We start from the raw sequence: 24,770 nt of genomic DNA on the forward strand, positions 1-24,770 counted from the left end.
GCACTACTCCTGTACGCTTTTTTCATTGTACGGATTAGTAAATGTTTTTTCTATCTGCTTCATAATGATCCGGGTGTACCTGACAGGAAGGAGGCGGGTAACCCAATCCAGAGCCCGGCCATCCGGACCTATTACCAGACGCTCCTTTTTAGTCTCAATGGCCTCCAGGATCAGCCGGGCTGCTTTTTCGGGAGTGGTGCGGGCCGCCTGCTCAAAGGTACTTATGGACTGCTGATGCATGGCCGCCGTGGCTACCGGACCGCGGGGTGTGGCATTACGGACGATGTTGGTACTGATGCCACCCGGATGTACCGAGGTGGTATGGATGCCGGTACCGAGCAGCTCCATCCGGAGGGATTCGGTAAATCCCCTTACGCCAAATTTGGAAGTACAGTAGGCACTCTGGTTGGCTACTCCGGCCAGTCCGAATACACTGGAGATATTGACAATGTGCCCCCGGTTTTGCTGCAGCAGGTAGGGGTAGAATGCCTTCGTCATCCGGATAGGCCCCCAAAGGTTGACAGACAGGAGCCACTCGAAGTCATCAAGGCTGGTGTGCTCAAAGCTACCGGTAAACAAACCTACCCCGGCATTATTGATCAGGATTAGCGTACGGTCACTCAGCTCCGGTATTATCTGCGCGGCAAAGGATTGAATGGCTACGGGATCAGCGACATTCAGTACATGGGTATCTATGAGATGGGGGGCTGTATTTTTGGTCTCTGATAAGCCTTTACTATCAATATCGGTTGCCAGGATAGCTGCGCCCCTGGCTGCCCCCTGCATGGCCAGTTGTTGGCCTATACCTGAGGCGGCGCCTGTAATAAGTAGTACGGAGTTTTGGAAGAAGCTGGACGACATAGCTATGATAATGCGTAGGTAGGGAAGATACAAAGATCTACACTGCGGTATCAATATGTACTATAACTATCTAACAACAAAAACCCGGGTTCCGGCCTGACTAAGCAGGCCGGAACCCGGGTTGACTGTATGGATGGAATACGTACCGGTACTTACAGTCCCGAAGGATAGGTGTCAGGTGGCTGGTTGGCAGTACTTGGCGGTAGTATAGGCCGTAGGGCACGCGTCTGATCAATGAAGATAAAGGCATCGTACCGCTTAGGTAGTACCGAAGGGACATAGTTGCCCCGGTGTTCGATGGCCGGATTGTAGACTACCCCAATGGCCCTATGACCAATGCGCTGATTGAGCTGCTTGTTGTCCCGGATATCCTTGGAGAGGATAATCTTATTGGTAGGGCTCAGTTCGTGGAGGATCTGCTCCCAGCTACCGGGTACAGCCTGGGGTACATTCATAGTTTGTAAGGGAGCTCCCCAGCTACTACCCGCTATGACCGTACCGCTGTACGAACCAAATCCTACAATATATACCTTGTCCTGTCCGATCTCTTCCCGAGCCAGCTGGCCAACATTGACCTCTCCACTGCTGGCCATATCGGTATAGCGGGCATCGCCTACGTGGGTATTATGCTCCCACACAATCCCCTTGGAATTAGGACCGTGAAACTCGAGCAGGCGACGGAGAGTCTGCATCATGTGCCGGTCCCGGATATTCCACGACTCGGTATTGCTGCTGACCATGGAGCGGTAGTAGCGCTCGCCGTTCAAAGCCACCAGGGCGTTCTGCTCAGCTACAAATTGGGCTTCTGTTTTGGCTTTACCCTCGCCTTGCTTGCTGATGGTACTCCAGAGTCGGCTGGTCTCGTCGCGGCAGTCGGCCGAGGCATTCGCTACGGCCATGGCGTACTGCTGCGCATCGGCCGAAAAAGGCTGAAAGCACTGATGTACCTTCTGGGCGGCCTGCACCAGCTTGGGGTCGGCGTTCTGAATGTAAGGCATCAGCTCCGTCATGGACTCCCACAGGCAGTACACATCCAGCCCAAAGAAGCCAATTTTATTGTTGGCCGCCTGGTTTTGATTGTAGCCATTGAGCCAGGTTACCAATGAAGCTACTTCGTAGTTGCCCCACATCCAGGTAGGCCAGCGGTTGTACGTACGCAACGCCTCAACCGCGGCAGTACTGTCTCTCCTGGGGCCCTTGATGAAGTTATTAATCCGGTAAGAGTCGGCCCACTCGCCCTCTACGGCTATAAAGTCAAACCCTTTTTCCTGAATCAATCTGCGCGAAATGGCGGTGCGCCATGTATAGTATTCCGAAGTGCCGTGTGACGCTTCGCCAAGTAGTACGACCCGGGCATCTCCGATTTCATTCATCAGTACATCCAGATCCTGCTCAGAGCGCAGGGGATGGTTCGGAATGGTCAGGGTGACGGTACCATTATTATTGTTCTGGGGGGACAGGTTGTTTTTACAACCCAACGAAAATATACCGATTATAGCTAACAATCTGATACTCTTCCAATTCCTCTTTATCATTCTGCTCATATTCACCTCCTCGTTCGTCAACTGTTAATAAAATTTGTCTACCCTTAACACTATACGTTTTGCTTTGTTTGTCACCGAAGCCTATTTATTGAAAACACTATGTAGTTGTATCTGCTTTTATATCAGCTGATACAGTAGCTATGGCTACGAAGTACCATCAGATTGACGATAGTCGACCGGCCTTAAATTTCCCTCTTCATCCCGAACGTGGGTTTCCATATTGGGGACGATGTCGGTATTCTGTGCGGAGGCACAGCTCCACGCATCGGATACCTTATGTACCACAAAGGTGAATATAGTCCTGCGGGTGCCCGGCTGAGCTACTCCGCCGATGGGAGTCTGGCCGGTCTGCACCATATTGGCCTGTACTATCGCAATGTGATCCGCCAGGTACTTCACCCGGGTCTGTACCAGCGACAGGGTGGAGGTACTGAATATCGTACTCAGCCCGTAGGTGTGGGCTTTCTGAATAGCCTCCCGATTGTGCCACCAAAGCCCCGTTACATTGACGAACTCAGCATCCGGATCAAACAAAGAGGCCAGCTTAGTAGCATCACGGTTATTCCAGGCCTCCGTGAATACCTTCGGAATCTGCTCCGGGCGGTCAAGCAGGCTATATTCCATAGATCCCTAGCACAGGTTCTGCATGAGTGGACGTACGGGATCCTGTTCTGGTATAGGATCAGGATTCAGCTCGGGTATTTCAGGGTCTGGACTCGAAGGGCCTGTTTCCGGCTCCTCTTTTTGGGGCTCCATCTCGGGCGTAGCCGGTATCGGCCCGCCCGGATCGGTCGGACGAACCGGAGTTTCTTCAGGTTTGGCTGGAGTCTGGGCTTTTATATCATTATAAGCTGGCTTGCTCATAGTCTTTCAGATTTTAGTTGAATGCTTATTTAGAGGTACCCGCTAAAAAGACCATGCCTTTATTCATGTGGATGGTTGCCGATTCAGCTGCATTTACTAACCGAATGGGGCAGCCGCAGCCAGGAGCCTGGTGGATAGCCGATAGTCAGTGGCTGAGCATGAAAAATAGAGTACTTTAGAATAAGTCTCTGATCGGGCGGAGTAGGGTACTACTGTGGCGTGACTCTATTAGTTGTTTGAGTACCAAGTATATACAGGATCATCCTTTTTGCCTGTATTCTTTCGCACAAAATATTTTTTTGCTAATTTAATTTATCTCGCCTGGCATAATCATTTTGGAATGTGATAATTAGAGCAAAAGACTGATTTTTTTCAGGAAAATACGTGATTTTACCTATATGACTTGTATTAGAAAAAAAGCATATTTGGGAAAAGCAAAAACACCATACTGTGTGAATGGTATGAAAAGACTACCCCTCTATATAACGTTATTGATAGTAGTGCAACTAGTGGGAGCCCAGGCGATGGCCCAGGATCATAATACGAGTTCGCACTCATTTTCTATTGTGATTCCCGAAGTAGCCATACTGGACATCGAATCGTCCAGTTCGCCTTCTATAAGTCTGCAGGCAAAAGCCCCTACCCAGGCCGGAGATGCCCTGACCTTCGGCCAAAGCAACCGCGACCTTTGGATCAACTACTCCTCTATAGTAGGCGCGGCTACCCGTACGTCCAGAAAAGTAACGGCACAGATCGCTTCCGGTACGATGCCGGATGGCGTTTCAATCAATCTGGTAGCGACTACCTCCACGGGTGCGGGAGGAGGAAAGCTGGGGGTGCCGGTTAGCGGAGGAATACTCCTGAATACGACAGCTCAGGACCTGATCGTAGGTATAGGCAGTTCGTATACAGGCAACGGTCCGGGTAATGGACACCAGCTCATCTATACCTTCCAGTCTAGTAGTCCGGATGCTTATCAAAGGCTCAGATTTGATCAAAGTACTACCGTGGGGGTACTGTATACGATTACGGACTACTGATAGTATATGTGTACAGGAGTTGCTTAAGGCAAGGGGCATTTAGCAGTGTTATGTACTCAGTATTATACATATATGTCTAATCAGGATATAGAAGACCAATTGGATATATTAACTAAATATTATTAATAAATTATTTATCGGCTGATTTTTACCAAAAATCTCCCTAAAGATTCAGTACATCGAAATAACAGAAGGGTGCGTGTGTCCTTGATATAGATTTGTTTCAAGATTTAACAAACGAAACATCTATACCAAATAATTAAACTCACGACCAATCATGAAAAAGTTTTGCTACACACTATTTTCTGTTCTTTCAGTTTCTTTTTTTGCTCATAATGCTATCGCTCAAAACGATAACAACACCGCTAATCACAACGTAGCGATCACCATTCCGGAAGTGGCACTTCTTGACATCGAAACCAGCGCTTCCAGAAATATTACCTTACAGGCCAAACACTCAACCGAAGCGGGGGATCCTATCAGCTTCGAAGGTGTAACCAACTCTGATCTCTGGCTGAACTATTCATCTATTGTAAGTACAGCTAATGTTTCCCGTAAAATTACCGCTCAACTCACCGGTTCAGTACCCGCAGGTGTTCAGCTTAAAGTAGTGGCCGGAAACTCTGTAAGCGGTGGAGGCACCCGTGGTACATCCGTAGCGAACGGCGTTACTCTGACATCGACCCCGCAGGATCTGGTTACCGGTATTGGTAGCTCGTACACAGATAACGGTCCCGAAAAAGGCCATCAGCTAACCTACTCGCTGTCACTGGTTGATGCTTCAAGCTACGGTGACCTGCGCTTTGATCAGTCTAATCAGGTAGAAGTTACTTACACTATTATCAATCAGTAATAGCTTCTGTTAGAAAAAGATATTTTCCGAAAAAGTAAAAAAAGGCCTAATTGTTGTAGGCCTTTTCTTTTTGGAAAGTCAGTAAAAAGTAAATCGGAACGAGCTATTTTTTCTGCATTTCTTTATTACCTTTTAACAGGTGTAAGCGTATGAAACCCTCTATTTTTTTTGTCCTCTTTTGTCTGCTTATTACTGGTTTAGAATCATTTGCAAGTGTAACTGTTGAGAACGGTCTGACTCATGTTTTCAGAGGTAACTGGGGCGATGAATTAACCGGTACTATCAAACTTACCAATTCCGGTAAAAAAGCAGAGCGTGTACTGATATTTAAAAATGACCTGGTGCAGGGCTGTGCCAATGCCAATATGTTTGCGGAAGCTAATAGCCAGCCCAACTCTTCGGCCAGGTGGATTAAGCTGAACCTGAACGAGAGAACCATAGCGGCCGGCGAAAGCTACGAAGTAGTATACAGTATCTCCATTCCCAAAGATACCTCCTTCAACGGATCCTACTGGTCATTGATCATGGTAGAGGTGGTAGATCCTATTAAAGAAGAAAAAACAAGCTCGGGGGTCACCATCGGCTCCAAGATCCGCTACGCCATCCAGGTCATCACGGATGTTGGTCCTTACAAGGTATCTCCCCTCAGCTACGAGGAGGTAAAGCTGGAAAAACAGGAGGGGGGCAGAGGCAAAACGGTACAGGTGCTACTCAAAAATAACGGAATCTTTGCCGTCAATCCGGCTCTGGTATTTGAGCTCTTCAATAAGAACGGCGACAAGATCAAGAAGATCGAGGTACCCTTCCGGAAGATCTACCCGGGTAGTTGTAAGCTGTTTGAGGTGGATCTGACCGGCATACCTAAGGGGTCATACGACTGCGTACTGGTGGCTGACTACGGGCAGGACCTATTCGGTATGAATGCCAGCCTGGATATAGACTAGGGCTGTCCAGAACCTTTATAGCTGCACAGTGTGCAGCTAATCCAATGTTAACACTTCCTCAACCTAATTGTGCCTGACAGAACTCTACGGGTTCCAAATAGATGAAACAGTTTCGGCTCTGTAATGCAGTTCTCCTGGTAGTACTGTTGTTGCTGCTCTGTTTTAGGGCCGTAGCGGCAGTACTTCCCGAAGTAAAACTGGTCAACGCTCCCCGCAAGGTGGCACCCGACGAGTACTTCACCCTTTTCTTTGACGTTACCAACAACGATGCTTTCAGTATTAACCCCCGGGCTAATCTGGTACTGCCGGAAGGGTGGACCATCGTAACCCGTAAGGAGTTGTCGGAGGTAAAGCCGGGCGAAACCAAGAAGATATTTTTTACGCTGAGGCCCTCCCGGAACGCCCGGGTAGGTACCGGTAATATTACCCTGCAGATCATGGTGGATCAGCGGGTCGTGATGGAAGAAAAAGTGTGGCTGGAAATAGACCAGGTACATAAGGTAGACATCATGCCCGTAGTGGTACCGGACTTCCTGCGGGAGGGTACCAGTTTTACCTGCGTCTATCTGGTCCAGAACCTGGGTAATAGTATAGAGGAGATCCAGCTCTCGTCCACCCAGGGCCTGATCAGCGGGAACCAGAAGATTACTCTCGAGCCCTATACGTCCTACTCCGTAAAGGTACAGTATGCTATCCCGCCCAATCTGTCCCAAAAGACCTACCTCGTGGTGGACCTGATCGCCCTCCTGATGGGTACTGAGGAGCGGGTACAGAAAAGTCAGCTGGTAGAGGCTTATCCCAATAGTACCAGGAAAAGTGACCCGTACCTGCGCTTCCCCATTGAGGTAAGTGGTATTTATAATGCCGTTTCTAACGGAGGTCAGCAGTCTACGGGTAGCCAGTTTGATATCCGGGGGCAGGGCTACCTCGACTTCTCGAAGCAGCACTACCTGGACTTTGTACTGCACGGTCCCAATCAGATCAACCTGCCCCAGTTTGGTAGTTTTGACCAGTACTCTATTACGTATAGTAATCCACAGTTTGCGGTTTCTGCACTCGATTATACCCTGCAGGTGTCGAACCTGACCGAGTTCAGCCGCTTTGGCCGGGGCCTGCAGATGAGCTACAAGGCAGGGGATACCGAGCTTACCGGCTTCTACAGTCAGCCCCGTTTTTTTGCCGGAATCAAAAGTACCTACGGTGGCAAACTCACGTACCGGCCCACTGAGCATTTTGATTTCAACCTGAATATCATCTCCAAGAATATGCTGGTAGGGGATCAGCTGGTTACGACGGATATAGCCAGTATAAGTACTAACTACCAGAAGAATTCGCTGTGGGTTGAAACGGAAGCCGCGGCCAATACCGCCCTCGGCAAGACGGATGTCGGCGGGTTCCTGAGGCTTTACTATTCGCCTAAGTGGTTCCGCTTCAGCAGTAACCTGGTGTATGCCGGCAAGGACTTCTATGGCTACTACACCAACAGTACCCTCATCAGCAACACGCTGTATAGTAAGATCACCAGGAAACTAATGCTCGGGGCCGGACAGAACATTACCAAGGTCAACCAGAGCCTGGACCTGACTATCTACAGCACACTGCCCTACTACAGCAACTACTTCGGAGAGTTTTCGTACCAGTTCAGTACGCGTGACCAGCTCCGGCTCAACTATACCTACCGGGAGAAGGAAGACCGGGCGGCCCAGAAGCAATTCAACTACGAGGAGAGTGTAGCCCGTTATTCCTACTTTCATACCGGCAAGCGCTTGTACGTGTGGCTGGATGGCGAAGTAGGAAGGACCCGCAACCTGCTCGCCGTAGGTGACTCTATGGTACGTACTACCCTACAGAACCGCTTCATGCTCAACTACACCTTTTTCAGGGATCTTACCCTGGGGGCTAATGTCGAGTACCTGCAGACCAACCGGTACTCCGCCCTGAACCGCACGGAGGAGTTTCTGTTTTACGGTGCCAATGCGCTCATACGGCTCAAAGATTACCTGAGCTTCAATCTGTACTACCGTAACAACTACGCGCTGGACGAACTTACCGAGAGCCGCAACTTCCTCAACTCGGAGCTGATCCTGAAACTGAATGATCGGCACAGGCTAAGCCTGCGGGGTAGCTACGCGGCCTTTCCGGGCGAGAACAGACTCGAGAAGAACTGGCTGGCTACGGCCAGGTATACGTTGCTGATCAACGCGCCCATTAAGAAAGACAAAAGCCTGGGGGGAATCTACGGCAAGCTCAGCAAGGTATCTGATGAGAAGATAAGCGGGGTGATAGTACAGATGGGGAAAGAAACCACCATCACGGACGAGAGCGGCAGCTTTAAGTTCAATGACCTGGTACCCGGAGAGTACTACGTGACCCTCCGGCGGTCTTCGCTGAAGGTTGATGAGATTGCTGATATTCCCCTGCCTCTGGAGGTCAACGTCAAGGCGAATGAGATTACGGACATACAGATACCCATTACCAGATCGGCATCGGTGAAGGGTATTATAGAAGTGGGGGTGCCGGTGCAGGTAGGCTCGCAGGCCTCCGAACGGAAGAAGGAGTCGCTGGTAGTGAAGCTCACCAACAACGAGAGTACTTTCTATACCGAAACGGACGCCAGCGGGGCCTTCTCATTCGGGGAGGTACGATCGGGGGAATGGACAATATCGGTAGTAAAAACAGGCGCCTGGACCAACGACTATACCATTGATGCAGACTCCCGGCAGATCTCGGTGGTGGCCGGGAAGGATACGCAGGTGAAGTTCAGGCTTACGCCCAAAGAAAGAAAGTTGCACATGAATGGGGGGAAAACCATTAAAATACAGGATAAGTAATGAGAGTAGTGATTGGGCTGATAGGGTTGTTGTTGCCACTGCGGGTGTACTGTCAGACTACCGTAGTGGCCACTACGCATGTACCGGCTTCGATTTCATTGCCGGTCGTTGCGCTGCTTGATATTGAGCCTTCCAACGACGCAGTAGTACTGGCGATACCTGCCACAACCGAAGCCGGACAGTCATTAACTATGTCAGCAACCTCCAATAACACGAAGTGGCTTAACTACACCTCAGCTATACTGGCTGGAGGTAGTACCCGCCGTATTACAGCTCAGATATCATCCGGATCGGTACCCGCAGGGGTGCGCTTACTGCTAACTGTAAGTAGCCCCATGGGAGCCGGAGGAGGGGCCAGAGGGGGATCCGTCACTAACCTGGCTCTGACTACCGCGGCCCAGACCATCCTGAGCGGCATTGGGGGAGCCTTTACCGGCAACGGCATCAATAACGGCCATCAGCTGACGTATTCATTGGGTATATCCAATTACAGCAGTCTGGTTAAGACGTCGTCCACCGTGATGGTTACCTATACGCTTACTGATAACTAACTGGAATATGGACCGGAGGGGATATTGTATATTATTATTGGTGATGTTGATCCATCACCTGGTCTCTGCCCAGAGCTTCTCAACCACGGGCAACTGGGTGGTGTCGGTGCCTGCTTCCACCATTACCGAAGCTGGTAACAACTATACCCAAGGCATTACAAGTGCTACCGATCAGACGCTCATGAGCCTGTTGCCCGGAACGAACAATGGACAGAACAGGAACGGCATTTGGGAAGTATACATTAGCAAAGAAGACAGTGACTGGGACAGCCGTTTGATCATCTCGGCCCGGCGAACCGGTACCGGTACACCTTTGGCCAATAACAATACCATTACGGGGGGGACAGCCTATACCACTACTTCTGCCACACCTTCTGCTTTTTTTTCGGGGAGAGGGGGGTACAGTAATATACCTATACAGTATCAGGTCTCCGGCTTGTCAGTAGTGATACCGGTAAAGGCGTATACTACCAACATTACCTACACCTTTCTAAACTGATCAGTGACCCAGGTTGTATGATTTTAGCTTGTCCTTGCAGCTCGGACACAGCCTTAGTTCCGCATCGTCAATGGTACTCATCTTCTCTCCTGAGTCCTGCATGACGCACTTCTCGGTGGGGCAGTGGGGCAGGCCCAGATTATGTCCAAATTCATGGATACATATCTTCTTGAGCCGGTTTATGAATTCGCGGGGATCTTCACTGTCAATCTTAGCCGTTGAGGCGACCGAGGTAGGCCCCGGGCAGTACCCCAGACCGTGTACACCCCAGTCTATGTACTTCATGGCGGGTTGTTTGACGTGTCCTTCGGCGTCTTTTTTGGTATGCGACAGCTCGTTGGGGGTAAGTCCCATGACATAATCCATGGAGCCATAGTCTCGTTCTCTCAGAAAACGAATGAGGGAGTCGGCCCGGTAGCGGGGAAACTTTATATTTACAAAAGACTCCCGGGGCAAGTCAATCTCTTCCAGCACAACCACCTGGTATCCATATACGTCTTTGATCGTATGGCTGACTGTATCGAGCAGAGCTTTGTCAAAGCCATCAAAAGGCTGAAGGGCTAATTTTTTGTAAGGGGTACCCGTAAATGAAACTACAAGGGCAAATAGTCCAATCAAAAGGGTGTTTCTCATTTCTCTTTCACAGTGCTGCTTCAACAATCCTTCCTCCTCATTTCGCCATTGGCACCGATAGGGCTCATCGGTTGACTACCAGCCAGGTAGTAGATTCATAGGTAGTGAGTAAAGGGATGTCCTGTTGGGCAGGAGGGTTAAAATACGTAAGGTCTATTCTTCGACCGAAAATAAGTACTCAAAGTTACAAATCCAATAGCGCAACCATGAGATATTTTGTAAAGTTCACAGGGTGGAGCATAAATCACTGCTTTTTCCGGTTTTTTATGATCAAATGTATGCAGATAGCTATACTATCCAATGGTAGGAGCCTGGTGGGGTAGTAACACCCTGGCTATTGCTCCCCTGACTGAATAGGGGGTAGGGTGGAGGGGCTGCCATGCGTTCAACAGCGCTATTTGTCGGGTACTGGAATAGTAATTTAGAGAATCTGAGTAGGATGCAAAACCGTAAATACTTTATATTGTACAATTCATCTCGTCAATCTATTAATCAATGTCCGGACTGAAATACCCCAAAAATTCTTTACTCATTTTAGCATTTGTGTCGGCCCTGGCTGTCTCCTGTCAGGACGGTACCCGTGACGATCAGGAAGAAACTACCACCGAGCAAAGCGCCGATACGCTTGGGAAGAATGCTATTTCGGAGCCCCTGGTTACGGATCTGTATACGGCCGATCCATCAGCCCATGTCTTTAATGGCAAGATCTATATATATCCCTCGCACGATGTCGAATCAGATATCAAACCGAATGATGCCGGGGATCATTTTGACATGAAAGACTACCACGTATTCTCGATGGATGAAATCGGGGGTAAGGTGACGGATCACGGGGTGGCACTGGATGTTAAGAATGTTCCCTGGGCCAGTCGGCAGCTATGGGCACCCGATGCCGCCTCTGCCAACGGAAAGTACTACCTGTATTTCCCGGCTAAAGATAAAAAGGGCGTGTTCCGGATAGGCGTAGCTACGGGTACCTCTCCAGAGGGACCGTTTAAGGCGCAGCCTAAGCCCATCGAAGGTAGCTTCAGTATAGATCCGGCGGTGTTTCAGGATAGTGACAGCTCGTACTATATGTACTTCGGGGGAATCTGGGGGGGACAAATGGAGCGATGGGTGGACAACTCCTACGATACGGCCCGTACCACACCAGCTAAGGATCAGCCCGCCCTGATGCCCAAAGTAGCCCGACTCCGTAAGGATATGCTGGGCTTTGCGGAGCCGGTCCGGGATGTACAGATCGTGCACGGCAACGGTATGCCTGTACTGGCCGGCGAAAACGACCGTCGGTTTTTTGAAGCGGCCTGGGTACACAAGTACAACAATAAGTACTACCTATCGTACTCGACGGGTGATACCCATTATATAGCCTATGCCACAGGCGACAGCCCCTATGGTCCGTTTACGTACCAGGGTGTTATACTGAACCCGGTGATCGGCTGGACCAACCACCATTCCATCGTAGAATTCAAGGGGAAATGGTACCTCTTTTACCACGACAGCGTACTCTCGGGCGGACAAACCCACCTGCGTAACATCAAGGTAACGGAACTCAAGCACCTGCCCAACGGAAACATCGAAACGATATCAGCCTATCGTAATCCGCAGTAGCAGGATCAACGTTCCATCACCAGTCCGTCAAACTCATCAAGCCGGTCCAGTGTCAGCTCGAGGTACCCATCCTTCCAGCTAAACCTGACCGGCTTTTGCTGTTTCATGGAAAAAATACGAGCCGGTTTGTAATCAGACTTGATTCTAAAAGAAAGATCCCGCACCGGCAGGGGCGCAAAGTAGGTATTGCCACTGAATCCAGTCAGATTGACCAGGTGCAGTACCATACCATCTTCAGTCTGTTTGGTGTAGTTGTCGGGGGTATTCCGCACGTACCGTTGCAGGATTACCTCTATCCGTTCGGGAGCATTGGTTTGTACAAGCTGCGTCACCTCTGGAGCCAGGTAGTCGATGACGTCGAGCAGGATGTTTTTGTGCTGCTCGTAGCCGTGCAGGTAGTACAGCCGACCCAGGTTGATGGGTAACAGTACCGCCTTGCTGCTGGGGTGCTGTTTCACCCCCATGGCATAGTAGCCGGAGGGGTCGTGACCACCAATGATCTCGGGCGGTCCGGGTCGGCCTTTGGTCAGGATGGGGAGGAAGCGGTGGTCAGCCGCTGAAAAATCGTATTGCCCCAGGTTAAATTTCCAGAACAGCATGGACTGCCCGGGGAACCGCTTGAACAGGGCCTTGTCGTCAGGCTTTAGGTAGTTGCCGGCCCCGTCGTAGTCTTTCTGAATGATCTTTGCCCCAAACAGATCCATCAGAGTCTGGGGATTGTCAAAGAGAGCCCGGTTGGTAGCGATGAGGTGAGTACCCTGGCGGCTGGCCTCTTTCAGTACCCGTACCGACTCCTGACTCAGGTACGTAATATCGGGCAGGACTATGAGCCGGTACTTTTTGAGCTTCTCCGCCAGATGCCCCACCTGAGCATCCTCAATGATATCGTACGGAATATGCGCTTCTTTGAGCATGAGCTGAATGCCACGGTACTCCTGCATGGGCTCTCCGCTGGGCCAGGCTCCCGGTGCTACCACGGCTACCTTAGCTACGGACGTATATCGCCCGAAGTAGGGCTCGTACTTCTTGTGGAAGCCGTATACTTTCTTCACCGCCTCAAAGTTCCGCTCGTCTTCGTAGCCTCGCATATCGCCCATGAGGCTGATGTCCAGGCCAGAGCCGTTGGCTATATTTTCATACAGTCGGATGGTCACCTCTTCGGGCTCTACGGCGTTGTAGCGCGACTGGAACGAGATCTGCTGAATGCTGCTGTTGCTGACGATATGGTCGGGAAAAGACTGAACGGCATTGCTCACGTTGTCAGATGACATATAGGGCCAGTAGGGGAGGCTGTTGGTCTGGGATTCGTGGCGGATGATGTCCACGTAGCGGTCCAGGTAGGTACAAATGGCGATCTGGGGATTCTTTGACTTGACCAGTTCGTGCAGCCTTTTGGACCACTCCTCTACCGTGTGCTTCTTAAAGGTCAGGTACTTCTGGTACACCGGATCGGCTTTATTCTCCTCGGTAGGTAGTTTAAGGCCGTTGCTGTACGCGGCAAATGCCTTCTGGTCGCTGGGATTCTGATCGATGCCATGGTACTTGCCCTCGTAGGGGTTATTGACCTGGTAGCCGGGCATGTTCAGAAATATACCATCGATAGGAAAGGTGTCTATGACCTCCTCAATAATCCTGAACGCCTTGTCCTGTACGTAGGGAGCATTGATAGAGACTACGTACATATCCGTATTGATGATCCGCTCGCCTTTGGGTGAGATGTAGCACCAGTCCGGATGGGCTTTGAAAATGCTCTCATGCACCCGGCTGAAATCAAACCGGACAATGACTCGAATACCCTGCTCGTGACACTTCCGGACCACATCTCCCAGCATGTTGGGCTTCATGTACGGGTTAGTATACTGAAAGTCCAGTTGGGTGGGGTAGAAGGCCATGATACCGCCCGCGTTGATGATAAGGGTGTTGGCGGAGTGGTCAAGCAGATCCCTGACCAGCGAGTCGGGGTTAAGAGTAGCGGCCTCGTAGGCGGGTAGGTTGGTCTGGATCAGGCGGAGGTTGTTGGCCTTCCACCAGGGGAGCTGGGCCGGCCAGGCGGCGGGAGAGGCTACTTTGGTTTTGGGTTGAGCGAGGCACGAAACAGCCCCTAAAAGTATGTATAGCAGGTAAGCAAATTTCGGATTCATAAACTGGAACGGAGGTGTGTTGGAGTGTAGACTATACTACTAAAAGTACAGGGGCCTCATACATTACTGATCGGGGGCGGCAGGTGTTAGGAATCAGTATAAATGGCAGGGGCCTGATCTTTATCTCACTAGCTGCCCTTACAACCACTTGCAGGGCCAGATTACAAGGCTATGAACTATTCACTAATCTGTCTGAGTTTACTGGTATCCGTTGTGGCACCCAATGGTGTGGCACCCAACGTTGAGGCTGTTATCGATCATGCCAGTAATATATTCTCCTTGCCACCCACTATGAACGTACCCGTACCGGATCCAGATAAGCCCGTTGATAAGAAAAAACAGCGCATAGAGCTGTATAAGCTACTGGGGCGCCTGCCTGATCGTAACCGGCCTATATCGGTAAAGGTGGTGTCAAGGGAAGAGACGGACGAGATGGTGGTGGAGAAGCTGCTGATGGATATCAATGGCCTACAGGAGGTGCCGGCTTACTTCACCAAACCCAAAAATAGTAGTGGGAAGATTCCGGTGATACTCTTCAACCACTCCCACTTTGGGCAGTACGAGGTAGGCAAGAATGAATTTATCAAAGGACGAAAGGAAATGCAGAGTCCGCCGTACGCGCTGGCGCTGGCCCGGGCGGGCTACGCCGGACTATGCCTCGACAGCTGGGGCTTTGGCGAGCGCAAAGGACCTACTGAACTGGATATATTTAAGGAGATGCTCTGGAAGGGGCAGGTGATGTGGGGGATGATGGTGTACGATAACCTGCGGGCGCTGGACTACCTCGAAACCCGCTCCGACGTGGATATGAAACGGGTAGGTACCATGGGAATGTCCATGGGAAGTACCATGGCGTGGTGGCTGGCGGCGCTGGACGAGCGCATCAAGGTATGTGTGGACCTGAACTGTCTGACCGACTACCAGACCCTGATCGAGGAGAAGGGGCTGAACCGGCACGGTATCTACTACTACGTTCCTGACCTGCTCAATCACTTCTCTACGTCCAGCATCAACGCGCTCATTGCGCCACGTCCGCACCTGGGCGTAGCTGGCAGCCAGGACCCGCTGACCCCGCTCAAAGGGCTGGCTATCATCGATAAAAATCTAAAAGAGGTATATAAGAAAGAAGGCGCTCCCGATGCCTGGCAGCTCAAAGTATACGATGTGCCTCACCTCGAAAATGCCCAGATGCGTCAGGACATCATGGCCTTTTTCAAAAAGTGGCTGTAAGTACCCTTGCTAATCTACCAGAGGAGCCGTCTGTTCGGGGGAGGTCACGCCGGCTGGGAGTTCCATGATACGGATATTGCGGAAATGAATTTCGGCGCCTTCGGCTTCCAGACAGATGTACCCTTTTTTGCGTTCGGAGCCGCGGAGGCCGTTCACAAACTTACCATTGACAGATAGTTTGACGGTACCATCCACACACACCACCACGTACTTGTTCCACTCGCCTTTGCCTTTACACCGCTTCTCGAGTGACTTGCTACGGGTACCTCTGGGGTTATCAGGGATCGCTTTCATACCCATGGTCGGGAATAGTTCGCCGTGTACATAGGCGTCGGTCTGGTTGTTCTGCGTAGCCCACTCCAGTTCCAGCATCTGTACCTCTATGGCTTTGGTCAGGGGATCATCTCCAAACTGAGTACCTTCACTCCATACAAATACCCCCGAATTGCCTCCGGCCTCCATGTGCTTCCACTCGATCTCCAGAATGAAGTTTTCGTATTGCCGGTCGGTACGCATGACACCGATGGGCTTGCCGGAGCAGATCAGGGTACCCTTCTTTACCTTCCAGGTTTCGGGTGAGGTATTTACATCTACCCATCCATCGAGGTTCTTTCCGTTGAATAAGGGCCGGAAGGCCAGTTGGTCAGAGGCCTGCTGCGCCCGGACACCCTCAACTGAAAGACACAGGAGTAGTGATAGAAACAGACGTAGGTAGTAGGTATGGTTGCGTTTCATCCGATTGTAATAAAGTCGCTCTTAAAGCTGCTATTCACTTTACTACAAAAGCATATTTTGGACAATATTACTTGCCGGCGCTCTAACTTGCCGGCGCTCTAAACTACTACGTGATGAAATAGGCCATTGTAAAAAAGGAACGCCCGCTTTCGGCGGGCGTTCAGGATCTATTTATTTATGTCCCCGGTGCAACATATGACTCAGATCGCTGGCCCGGAACCACCGGTACCCGTAGGCATCCATCGTAACACGGTGGGTACCATCATTTTCTGCCATACTTTTATAATCCTGCAACAGGTCAACCAGCTTATTATCGTGTTTTTGATCAATTTTCAGAATGACCTCGTGGGCCTTCTCGTCAAAATTGTGCAGAATTACCAGGGAGCTGCCCTGCCAGGTGTACATGATACCCAGTACCTGAGGTACTCCTGTCTGTAGTATTTTCCATTCTCCCCAGCCAATCTCAGGGCATTCCTTTCGGAGTCGGATCAGGGAAGTCATCCAGTTGAGTAGTGAGTCGGGGTTACGTTTCTGGCTTTCTACATTGATATGCTGGTAAGCGTAGGGACCCTTATCTACGACTGGATGTACCAGTTTGGCCGACTCAGAAAACCCAGCCTGCGGATCATCCGACCATTGCATAGGCGTACGGACCGCATCACGTTCTTTCAGACTCAGATCATCTCCCATGCCGATCTCGTCGCCGTAGCGGATTACCGGGGTACCGGGCAGGGAGAACATGAGGCTGTAGGCCAGTTCGCTCTGGGCCCGGTTGCCCAGCATGGTAGAGAGCCGCCGGCGAATGCCCCTTTCGTAAATCTGCATATGCTCTTCCGGCCCGAAGCGGTCGAATACCTTCTGGCGTTGTTCTTCCGGAAGCCGGTCAATGTCCAGCTCATCGTGGTTGCGGAGGAAATTGGCCCACTGGGCAGTAGGTAGTGTGTTGCGGGTAGCTTCGAGTGCTTTGATGAGGGACTCGGTATCGGCGGTGGCCAGAGTATAGAATACGTGCTGGTTTACATAGAAGTTAAACATCATTTGTATCCCATCTCCGTTCTCACCAAAGTACTTCTGGGTCTCTTCGGGAAGTACATTGGCTTCACCCAGTAGTATGGCATCGCCCTTCCGCCACTGCAGAAACTTCCTGAATTCTTTCAGATATTCAAATTTCATCTGGGGCTGGGCCGCCCCGGGAGCTGGTGTTTCCAGAATAAACGGTACGGCATCTACTCTAAAGCCGGCTACACCCAGCTGCAGCCAGTAGCCCATGATACGCTTGGCTTCCTCCCGGACTTCGTCGTTATCCATATTCAGGTCGGGCTGGAACTTAAAGAAGCGATGGAAGTAGTAGGCTTTGGCTTTTTTATCGTACGTCCAGGTGGATTCCTGAACTCCCGGAAATACCATACCTTCGTCCGAGTCAGAGGGCTTCTTATCTGACCAGACGTACCAGTGGCGGTGCTTGGCGTCCGGACTGCTGCGCGCATCCTGAAACCACGGATGCTCGTCGGAGGTATGGTTGATCACCAGATCAATGATTACTTTGATACCCCGCCGGTTGGCCTGGTGCATAAACTCAACAAAGTTGCCGCTGGACCCATGCCGCTGGTCTACGCCGTAGTAGTCTTTGATATCATAGCCATTGTCCTGGTTAGGGCTGGGCTGAAAAGGGGCCAGCCAGATGGTGTCAACGCCCAACGCATGCAGGTAGTCAAGGCGGCGGGTCAATCCCTCAAAATCGCCTACACCATCTCCGTTAAGGTCCATAAAGGTTTCGAGGTCGAGGCTGTAGATAATGGAGTTTTTGTACCAAAGGTCCTGTATCATGATCAGTTTAGTAGTGTGAATAAGATACTTTGCTGCCAGGGGATAAATGCGGCAGTACCAGTAGTTGTCAATACATAGAAACTGTACATGCGGATGAATGTTACTACTTTTAGGAAGTAAGGCTCATTTTGGATAGGTCCGAATAGCCGGCGACAGTACTTTGTCAGCCTTGGAAAGTACAGTAAGTGGAAGTAATTAACGAGACTATCTTTACGCCCACTGCAACAGATTGTCAGCTCAGGAAGTACTGAATAGAGTACCTGTTCGTTCTTACTATAGTACTTTATGTACCTGTTTTATCTGTGTATAAATATATAGCATGAAAAGAAATAGAAGTTGGTTCCTCTTACTGCTGCTAGGCCTGACGGCAGCTTGTACTACCTCCAAAACAGTACCTTATCAGGCCAAATGGAACGCTCCGTTTAACTATACAGAAGGGCTGCAGCCCGACCAGCAGGACCAGAAGTCCAGGCTTAGGTACGGCATCATCAACGATGATCAGTACCTGTATCTGACACTCAAGACGCAGGACCCGCGTACGGTGCAGCAAATACTACAGAACGGCCTCCGGATTTCGTTTAGTCCGCAGGGAGCTCGTCAGGAGGCTTATTCTCTGCTGTTTCCGGTAGTGAGCCGGGAGGACCGAAAAGCCATGCAGAAAATAGATGTAGACCTGCCCAACAGTATCAGCCTTAATCGTATGCTGGATGTATTCAATAAGGAAGCACTCTGGAAGGGTCCCAAGGGACAGCGATTTATTAACCTGATCACTACTGATACCGGCCTGCGTTCGCACGTATCCGTCAATCAGAATGGTGAACTAACGGAGCAGCTTGTCATTCCGTTTGCTATGCTAGGCGTAAACCCCGAGCAGATGGCAACCCTCGGTGTAGGTATCCGAGTGGAGGGCGCTTCTGGTCAATCGGGACTTACACCACGGGTTAGTGTGGGTATGGGCACTGGCGGCTTTGGTATGGGAGGCTTCGGTATGGGAGGCGGTGGCGTAGGTGTTGGCCTCGGCACGGGCAACCGTTCGGGTGCTACCGACCGCGATGTAAACATCAACCTGCAGGTAAGGCTGGCGCGCAGTATAGCTGAGTAGTGATCAAGGCTTATTGACTTACAGCCCATTGTGCTCTTTTTTCTACATATATGCTGTGTTTTAGTCCAGAAGTGGGAAATTGAGAAGTGATTCAACGCTTAAAAACGTATACAAGCGCCTGGTATCCTATTTTATAAGGTAAGAGTAGGGAAACAAAACTAATCTCAACTCTAATCATTCAACAAAATGGGAAACTTGTTGTATACGATAGCCATAATATTGGTTATACTATGGCTGATCGGCTTCCTTGGCTTTGGAAGTTTCGGACTAGGTAACATTATTCACATTCTGCTGGTAATTGCTATTATCGCAGTACTTCTACGGGTTATTGGCGGCGGTCGAGCCGTCTAGCGCAAAGATCTTAACAACTGTTGCTCTCACCATTTACGAGAAGTAACAAACCTAAAAAAACAGCCACCACAGCTTGATAGCTGCTGGTGGCTGTTTTTTTTATATTCAAACCGACTATGTATTTCATCTTAAAAAAAGCCTCCCCAAAAGCACTGTGGCTGGCGGGGAGGCTGGTGAATAGGTACTAATCAGAATTCAAAATCAGTAGTCTAAAGGAATTTTATTTCAGCCCCTGCGGGGCGATATCATAGTAGAAATAGTTAGACAAAGGTAGTTTTAAGCCCCATCGGGGCGACACATAGTTAACTGGGTGTCGCCCCGATGGGGCTAGATTCGCCTCTGGTTACTAATCTGCTACTGAGATCTAGCCCCTCCGAGGCTGCCTTCTAGGTCGCTTTTTGGCTAGAATTAATTCCTTCGTACACTCCTAATTCAATATTCAGCATTTAGAGTTCCCTAGGTAGTGGGGCTACCTTCGATGACGGACTTGGTATTGTCGTCCGGGTGGCGGTCGATGAGCTTGTTGATCGGATCTACGCCGGCTTTGGCAGGCTGAGCGTTCACCAGAACCTTCACGGTGTTGTCCTTGCCCGTTACCTTATGCTTCTGTAGGTACACCAGCTTGTCTTTTCCGTCTTCACCCTTAGTATATACGCCAACATCTACCCACTGCGTACCCAGCGACACGGGCTTCTCGTTCCCGGCGCTATCGGCTACGTACTTCTCCGAGGTAAATTTGAGCGTTACTTCGTACTGCTTGTCACCCTTTCTGGTATAGCTGGCTTCCGTAGTTTTGTTTTCGTACAGCGTAATATTCTCAAACCAGTCGGTGATGACGTACTGCAGCGAGTCGGGTGTCTGGGCCTTGAAGTACCCCAGCAGGTCGCGACTGGTAGGGTAGCGCTTCTGCTTGGAATCCGGGCCGGGGTACTGCCAGTCGGCCAGGAAGTTGCGGAGGGCGGCATTGACCTTATCTTCGCCAATGTAGTCCTGCAGGGCGTACATGATCACCGAGCCTTTGTTGTAGTGGATGTAGCCCTGGCCCTCGGTCAGCACCAGCGGTTGTTCCTTCTTACGCTCCATGGCGCGGCCCTGCAGGTACTTGTCCATCTCGTACTTCAGGAACTTCTGCATCAGCTCAGGCGAGAAGGTGTGCTTCATTACCATCAGCGCCGAGTACTGCGACTGCGTTTCGGACAGCATGGCGTTGCCCTTCACGCTCGCCTCGGGTACCTGATGGCCCCACCACTGGTGACCGATCTCGTGCGCCGTGACGTAGTAGGGCATATCCAGGTCTTTTTCCGGATCGCTGATCTTCTGGATAAAACCGATGCCCTCTGAGAAAGGTACCGTGTTGGCAAATGACTGCGCAAAGCTGGAGTACCGCGGGAACTCCATGATCCGGAGCTGGCGGTATTGGTACGGGCCGAAGCTCTTGGAGAAGTAGTCCAGCGACTTCTTCATGGAGGTGAGCATGGTCTCCAGGTTGTACTCGTGGCCTTTGTTGTAATAGATTTCCAGATTGACCGCCTTACCATCCGGCCCCACCCACTTGTCACGCTTCACCTCGTAGCGGGCCGATACGATGGAGTAGAAATTAACCATGGGTACATCCATCTGGTAGTGGAAGTAGCGGCGATCGGAACCGGTACTGTCTTTACCGGTCCACTCTTTCTGCAGGTACCCTGGCGCAATGGCGATCTGCTCGGGCTCGGTACCCACTACCATCTGGAAACGGATGTAGTCGGCGTCGTTACCAAAGAGGTTCTGGCTGAGACCGCGCGGGTCGGTCTGCTCCATCATACGCTCCTTCTCGGGGAGCTTGTGCTTACGGCGCAGGTCGTCGTCACCCAGTTCGGCTTGCTCGGCGTAGCCGATAGAGGGGAAGTAGGTATTGTTGATGAAAGTACCGTTCTGGACGACGCTGGTATTGCTACCTTTGGCCTGAAAGCCTTTGGTGGTAAAGCTGACCCTGAAGTTCATCTTCACCGAATCACCTGCGGCCAGGGGCTGAGGCAGCTGGTAGATGGTATAGCCAAAGTCTTTCCACTGCTGTTTGACTTTTGCCTCACCCCCTCCAAAGTGCAGGTAGTCGGTTTTGACGGCATTAACCACATCCTCCTGAATATGAATATCTGCCATGGGGCGGTCCGTTTTGTTCTTGAGCCAGTAGAAGCCTTCGGCCGTAAAGTCGCGGTCGCCGGGGTAGAGCTCTACTTTCAGATTGCTTTCTATGATCTTGGGCTGGGGCAGGTGTTCAAACTTCTTGAGCGTTTTCTCGTAATCTACCGCCCACTGCTCTTCCTCCTCCTGCGTACGGTAGGTATTGAGCTGATTGGTGTTGTAGTACACGTAGAAGCCGGTGCCGGTAAAGGCGATAATGGTAACCAGCGTAAAGGTGACCAGGGGACGCGACAGGCGCAGCCTACCAATGCGCAGGCGGGTACGCATAGCTGCTTCGGAACCCCGTACGGCCAGTACCACGGATACCGAAAACAGGATACACACGAAGCTGAACCAGTAGAGCTTCATCCACGAAAAGCGGGTGACAAAGTGCCCGTAGCGGTTCATGTCGGAGTACTCGCCCAGGCTACCGCTGTTGAACATAAACAGCGGGTGCTGGATACCCATGGCGCCAATGGTGAACGTCACGATGAAGAACACAAACATGAGCGCATAGCCGATAAACTTGTTGTTGGCCATGATCTGTACGAAGAAGGCCAGCAGGGTATAGGCGATCAGGAAGAACAGCGTTGAGGTGTAGAGGGTCTGGAAGTAGAGGGGCAGCTCAAAATTAAAGTACCCGTTGGCAGCCTGTACACCCATACCTACCACGATCAGCACCAGCAACAGCCCCAGGTAGATGAGCAGCAGCCCGATAAACTTAGCGACTAGGTTGACCCAGTCGGGTACGGGCAGGGCATCCATGATGAGGTTGAAGTTGACCGAGCGCTCGCGCCAGATCAGCTCGCCGGAGTAGAAAATAGCGATGATCAGGAAGAACAGGTCGAACTCATTGAGCAGGCCCAGTACATTGGCCGTGATGGGGTAGGAGCTGGTACCGTACATCTTGTCGAAGTAGAAGGCACCCACAATCAGATTGATCAGCCCTACCACTACTATTCCTACAAAAGGTACATCGCGGATGATCATACGGGCGTAGAAAAGGGCCTGCTGCAACAGCATCCTGAGGTAGCTGCCCGCATTCAGTACCTGCCGGGCCACCGGTATGGTAACGGACTCGGGGCGGAAGCTGGTCTTATCGGCTACGACGGCTTTGGCCTTGCGCCAGCCGGTGCGTACCACGTTGAAGCTGAAACCCCAGTAGGTACCCGCCAGGACGAGCAGCGCGAATCCCACCCAGATCAGGCGGTTCCAGAGTAGTAGTCCTTCCAGAGGTACTAGCTGGCTGTTTTTCTCCGCGGGTGACCAGTACTCGGTGTAGACCGTAAAAGCCCGCATACCAAAGGGGTCCAGCAGGGCGGCGAGGGTCTTGTTATCCAGGTCCTCCAGCATGGTGTCGGCTACCTGGTACATCACCAGCAGTACGATCCCCTGCACGTAGATGACGATAGTCTGGCGGCTGAGGGTACCGGCAGCAAAGTATAGCGCCGATTGGATAAAGATACTGGTAATACCCAGCGTCAGGAACGGCTGGATGTAGTGCCAGAAGTTGAAGGGTAGTATCTCCTTAGAAGCCCAGGATGGCTCCCAGGGCAGGTATTTACCAATGGAAAAACCAACTATAAACGCGATCCAGACGGCACAGAATACCAGCACTGTGACCAGAAATGAACCGAAGAAGCGCCCAAACAGGTACGCGAACCTGGAAACGGGCGTAGTAAACATGAGGGAGTCGGTCTTGTGCTCGAAGTCGCGGAGGACAGGTACTCCCATAATGGCGGACACAATGAACGTAAGGGCGAACGTCATGATGGTAGTCATGAACGCCAGGTTGTAGGGCGAGTTTTCGATGATCTGCCCTCCGGCTACGCCACCAATTACGACATACTTGGACGTAACGGCGAAGAAGCACAGCAGGAACAGGATGCCGAAGTAGAGGTAAGTAGCGGGGCGTTTCTTGCGGTAGTCCAGCTCGAAACGTATCATTTCTTTCAACATTCTCTTAATGAATTTGGGGTGAGAGGGTGATTAGATCCGATGGCGCAGTACCTATACGGCTACCGCCTGCCGACCAAAGATGTGAGAGAAATATACATCTTCCAGATCGCCGGGAATGGCCACAAAGCCATCGCCCGGATCGGTATCAGCCATGACATGAATCACCGGCGTACCTCCCACCAGCTTCTCCGATATGATAGTGTACTGCTGACGGTAGGCTTCCAGCTCCGCCTTGGGTACCCGCTTCTCCCATATTTTACCCTCAATATCACTGAGTGCCTGCAGCGGACTGCCCTTATACAGTACCTGCCCTTTATTGATGATAGCCATGTCGGAGCAGAGTTCCTTGACGTCTTCTACGATATGCGTGGAAAGAATCACAATGGTATTTTCACCGATCTCACTCAACAGGTTCAGAAAGCGGTTGCGCTCCGCCGGATCAAGGCCCGCCGTAGGCTCATCCACAATGATCAGCTTAGGATTAGCTAACAGAGCCTGGGCGATACCAAAGCGCTGCTTCATCCCTCCCGAGTAGCCTCCCAGATTCTTCTTGCGGGCATCGTACAGATTGGTTTTCTGGAGCAGCGCCTTCACTACCTCCTTCCGTTCGCCGCTGTTGGTGATCCCCTTCAGTACGGCCAGATGGTTCAGCAGTGTTTCTGCATCTACCTTAGGGTACACTCCAAACTCCTGCGGCAGGTACCCCAGCACCCTCCGTACTTCATCTTTCTGGGTCAGTACATTGGTGTCGCCCAGTTGTATGCTGCCCGAGTCGGGTTCCTGCAGGGTAGCTATGGTGCGCATCAGGGAGGACTTACCGGCACCGTTGGGTCCCAGCAGACCAAACATCCCCTGGTTGATGGTAAGGCTTACGTCTTTGAGGGCCTGCACCCCATTGGAGTAGGTCTTGTTGAGGTGTTGAATAATCAGTTGCATAGTAAGGATAGGTTGTGAAGGTTTTCGTGAGCGTTAGTAAAGCCAATATACACAGGAGTAGCCTTGTGAATACCATCAGCGTGTACAAGCGGCCC

Annotated in this window: 20 protein-coding genes; 10 read left to right on the top strand and 10 right to left on the bottom strand. The window is 51.1% G+C overall.

Going from position 1 to position 24,770, the window contains the following annotated elements; all coding sequences use genetic code 11:
• Window positions 1-3: 3 nt before the first annotated feature.
• The 4 genes from JTN23_RS09935 to JTN23_RS09950 all read right to left on the bottom strand — a co-directional run bounded on the left by JTN23_RS09935 (window position 4) and on the right by JTN23_RS09950 (window position 3,269).
• Window positions 4-861: an SDR family NAD(P)-dependent oxidoreductase gene (locus JTN23_RS09935; protein ID WP_247234431.1), complete on the bottom strand. Its 858-nt coding sequence runs from the start codon at window positions 859-861 to the stop codon at window positions 4-6.
• A 152-nt stretch (window positions 862-1,013) separates the two neighbouring features.
• A complete protein-coding gene (locus JTN23_RS09940) occupies window positions 1,014-2,366 on the bottom strand; it encodes an erythromycin esterase family protein (RefSeq protein ID WP_247234433.1) in 1,353 nt (450 codons plus the stop codon).
• Window positions 2,367-2,549: 183 nt separating this feature from the next.
• Window positions 2,550-3,029 carry an SgcJ/EcaC family oxidoreductase gene (locus JTN23_RS09945; RefSeq protein WP_247234435.1) on the bottom strand — a complete coding sequence of 160 codons (480 nt, stop codon included), beginning with the start codon at window positions 3,027-3,029 and terminating at the stop codon, window positions 2,550-2,552.
• Window positions 3,030-3,035: 6 nt separating this feature from the next.
• Window positions 3,036-3,269 carry a hypothetical protein gene (locus JTN23_RS09950; RefSeq protein ID WP_247234437.1) on the bottom strand — a complete coding sequence of 78 codons (234 nt, stop codon included), beginning with the start codon at window positions 3,267-3,269 and terminating at the stop codon, window positions 3,036-3,038.
• 461 nt (window positions 3,270-3,730) lie between these two features.
• Here JTN23_RS09950 and JTN23_RS09955 point away from each other — a divergent pair, with 461 nt between their 5' ends.
• The 6 genes from JTN23_RS09955 to JTN23_RS09980 all read left to right on the top strand — a co-directional run bounded on the left by JTN23_RS09955 (window position 3,731) and on the right by JTN23_RS09980 (window position 9,987).
• On the top strand, window positions 3,731-4,309 hold the full coding sequence (locus JTN23_RS09955; RefSeq protein WP_247234439.1) for a hypothetical protein: 579 nt from the start codon (window positions 3,731-3,733) through the stop codon (window positions 4,307-4,309).
• 277 nt (window positions 4,310-4,586) lie between these two features.
• The gene (locus tag JTN23_RS09960; protein ID WP_247234441.1) at window positions 4,587-5,162 is read left to right on the top strand and encodes a hypothetical protein; all 576 of its coding nucleotides are present in this window, start codon (window positions 4,587-4,589) and stop codon (window positions 5,160-5,162) included.
• A 149-nt stretch (window positions 5,163-5,311) separates the two neighbouring features.
• Window positions 5,312-6,106, top strand: a complete 795-nt coding sequence (locus JTN23_RS09965) for a COG1470 family protein (protein WP_247234443.1) — start codon at window positions 5,312-5,314, stop codon at window positions 6,104-6,106.
• Between the two features lie 101 nt (window positions 6,107-6,207).
• Window positions 6,208-8,937: a hypothetical protein gene (locus JTN23_RS09970; RefSeq protein ID WP_247234445.1), complete on the top strand. Its 2,730-nt coding sequence runs from the start codon at window positions 6,208-6,210 to the stop codon at window positions 8,935-8,937.
• Entirely contained in the window at window positions 8,937-9,488 is a 552-nt protein-coding gene (locus JTN23_RS09975) for a hypothetical protein (protein ID WP_247234446.1), read from the top strand. The genes JTN23_RS09970 and JTN23_RS09975 overlap by 1 nt, the downstream gene beginning before the upstream one ends.
• A 43-nt stretch (window positions 9,489-9,531) precedes the next feature.
• Window positions 9,532-9,987 carry a hypothetical protein gene (locus JTN23_RS09980; protein ID WP_247234448.1) on the top strand — a complete coding sequence of 152 codons (456 nt, stop codon included), beginning with the start codon at window positions 9,532-9,534 and terminating at the stop codon, window positions 9,985-9,987.
• Here JTN23_RS09980 and JTN23_RS09985 read toward each other — a convergent pair whose 3' ends face one another.
• Entirely contained in the window at window positions 9,988-10,620 is a 633-nt protein-coding gene (locus JTN23_RS09985; protein WP_247234450.1) for a matrixin family metalloprotease, read from the bottom strand.
• Between the two features lie 495 nt (window positions 10,621-11,115).
• Here JTN23_RS09985 and JTN23_RS09990 point away from each other — a divergent pair, with 495 nt between their 5' ends.
• On the top strand, window positions 11,116-12,231 hold the full coding sequence (locus tag JTN23_RS09990) for a glycoside hydrolase family 43 protein (RefSeq protein ID WP_247234452.1): 1,116 nt from the start codon (window positions 11,116-11,118) through the stop codon (window positions 12,229-12,231).
• Window positions 12,232-12,236: 5 nt separating this feature from the next.
• On the opposite strand, the gene JTN23_RS09995 is transcribed toward JTN23_RS09990, so the two are convergent.
• Complete coding sequence (locus JTN23_RS09995) at window positions 12,237-14,372, bottom strand: alpha-amylase family protein (RefSeq protein ID WP_247234454.1); 2,136 nt, start codon at window positions 14,370-14,372, stop codon at window positions 12,237-12,239.
• Between the two features lie 171 nt (window positions 14,373-14,543).
• Between JTN23_RS09995 and JTN23_RS10000 the strand changes: the two genes are divergently transcribed.
• Window positions 14,544-15,602 carry a dienelactone hydrolase family protein gene (locus JTN23_RS10000; protein WP_247234456.1) on the top strand — a complete coding sequence of 353 codons (1,059 nt, stop codon included), beginning with the start codon at window positions 14,544-14,546 and terminating at the stop codon, window positions 15,600-15,602.
• A gap of 9 nt (window positions 15,603-15,611) precedes the next feature.
• Here JTN23_RS10000 and JTN23_RS10005 read toward each other — a convergent pair whose 3' ends face one another.
• Together JTN23_RS10005 and JTN23_RS10010 are read right to left on the bottom strand one after the other, a co-directional pair.
• Complete coding sequence (locus JTN23_RS10005) at window positions 15,612-16,337, bottom strand: 3-keto-disaccharide hydrolase (protein ID WP_247234458.1); 726 nt, start codon at window positions 16,335-16,337, stop codon at window positions 15,612-15,614.
• 171 nt (window positions 16,338-16,508) lie between these two features.
• Window positions 16,509-18,164, bottom strand: coding sequence for an alpha-amylase family protein (locus JTN23_RS10010; RefSeq protein WP_247234460.1), 1,656 nt, complete (start codon window positions 18,162-18,164; stop codon window positions 16,509-16,511).
• Between the two features lie 319 nt (window positions 18,165-18,483).
• Between JTN23_RS10010 and JTN23_RS10015 the strand changes: the two genes are divergently transcribed.
• Both JTN23_RS10015 and JTN23_RS10020 read left to right on the top strand, forming a co-directional pair.
• The gene (locus tag JTN23_RS10015) at window positions 18,484-19,266 is read left to right on the top strand and encodes a hypothetical protein (protein ID WP_247234462.1); all 783 of its coding nucleotides are present in this window, start codon (window positions 18,484-18,486) and stop codon (window positions 19,264-19,266) included.
• 186 nt (window positions 19,267-19,452) lie between these two features.
• A complete protein-coding gene (locus tag JTN23_RS10020) occupies window positions 19,453-19,617 on the top strand; it encodes a lmo0937 family membrane protein (RefSeq protein ID WP_247234464.1) in 165 nt (54 codons plus the stop codon).
• Window positions 19,618-20,073: 456 nt separating this feature from the next.
• Here JTN23_RS10020 and JTN23_RS10025 read toward each other — a convergent pair whose 3' ends face one another.
• Entirely contained in the window at window positions 20,074-23,727 is a 3,654-nt protein-coding gene (locus JTN23_RS10025) for an ABC transporter permease/M1 family aminopeptidase (protein ID WP_247234466.1), read from the bottom strand.
• A gap of 63 nt (window positions 23,728-23,790) precedes the next feature.
• Entirely contained in the window at window positions 23,791-24,675 is an 885-nt protein-coding gene (locus JTN23_RS10030; protein ID WP_247234468.1) for an ABC transporter ATP-binding protein, read from the bottom strand.
• Window positions 24,676-24,770 lie beyond the last annotated feature (95 nt).

Origin of the sequence: Telluribacter roseus, assembly GCF_017355915.2 — a bacterium.
Taxonomy (GTDB): domain Bacteria; phylum Bacteroidota; class Bacteroidia; order Cytophagales; family Spirosomataceae; genus Telluribacter.

Coding starts and splice junctions, on each gene's coding strand:
- JTN23_RS10030 (WP_247234468.1), bottom strand. CDS start 24,675: ATGCAACTGATTATTCAACACCTCAACAAGACCTACTCCAATGGGGTG.
- JTN23_RS09945 (WP_247234435.1), bottom strand. CDS start 3,029: ATGGAATATAGCCTGCTTGACCGCCCGGAGCAGATTCCGAAGGTATTC.
- JTN23_RS10005 (WP_247234458.1), bottom strand. CDS start 16,337: ATGAAACGCAACCATACCTACTACCTACGTCTGTTTCTATCACTACTC.
- JTN23_RS10020 (WP_247234464.1), top strand. CDS start 19,453: ATGGGAAACTTGTTGTATACGATAGCCATAATATTGGTTATACTATGG.
- JTN23_RS09985 (WP_247234450.1), bottom strand. CDS start 10,620: ATGAGAAACACCCTTTTGATTGGACTATTTGCCCTTGTAGTTTCATTT.
- JTN23_RS09990 (WP_247234452.1), top strand. CDS start 11,116: ATGTCCGGACTGAAATACCCCAAAAATTCTTTACTCATTTTAGCATTT.
- JTN23_RS09970 (WP_247234445.1), top strand. CDS start 6,208: ATGAAACAGTTTCGGCTCTGTAATGCAGTTCTCCTGGTAGTACTGTTG.
- JTN23_RS10010 (WP_247234460.1), bottom strand. CDS start 18,164: ATGATACAGGACCTTTGGTACAAAAACTCCATTATCTACAGCCTCGAC.
- JTN23_RS10000 (WP_247234456.1), top strand. CDS start 14,544: ATGAACTATTCACTAATCTGTCTGAGTTTACTGGTATCCGTTGTGGCA.
- JTN23_RS10025 (WP_247234466.1), bottom strand. CDS start 23,727: ATGATACGTTTCGAGCTGGACTACCGCAAGAAACGCCCCGCTACTTAC.
- JTN23_RS09935 (WP_247234431.1), bottom strand. CDS start 861: ATGTCGTCCAGCTTCTTCCAAAACTCCGTACTACTTATTACAGGCGCC.
- JTN23_RS09980 (WP_247234448.1), top strand. CDS start 9,532: ATGTTGATCCATCACCTGGTCTCTGCCCAGAGCTTCTCAACCACGGGC.
- JTN23_RS10015 (WP_247234462.1), top strand. CDS start 18,484: ATGAAAAGAAATAGAAGTTGGTTCCTCTTACTGCTGCTAGGCCTGACG.
- JTN23_RS09965 (WP_247234443.1), top strand. CDS start 5,312: ATGAAACCCTCTATTTTTTTTGTCCTCTTTTGTCTGCTTATTACTGGT.
- JTN23_RS09950 (WP_247234437.1), bottom strand. CDS start 3,269: ATGAGCAAGCCAGCTTATAATGATATAAAAGCCCAGACTCCAGCCAAA.
- JTN23_RS09995 (WP_247234454.1), bottom strand. CDS start 14,372: ATGAATCCGAAATTTGCTTACCTGCTATACATACTTTTAGGGGCTGTT.
- JTN23_RS09955 (WP_247234439.1), top strand. CDS start 3,731: ATGAAAAGACTACCCCTCTATATAACGTTATTGATAGTAGTGCAACTA.
- JTN23_RS09960 (WP_247234441.1), top strand. CDS start 4,587: ATGAAAAAGTTTTGCTACACACTATTTTCTGTTCTTTCAGTTTCTTTT.
- JTN23_RS09975 (WP_247234446.1), top strand. CDS start 8,937: ATGAGAGTAGTGATTGGGCTGATAGGGTTGTTGTTGCCACTGCGGGTG.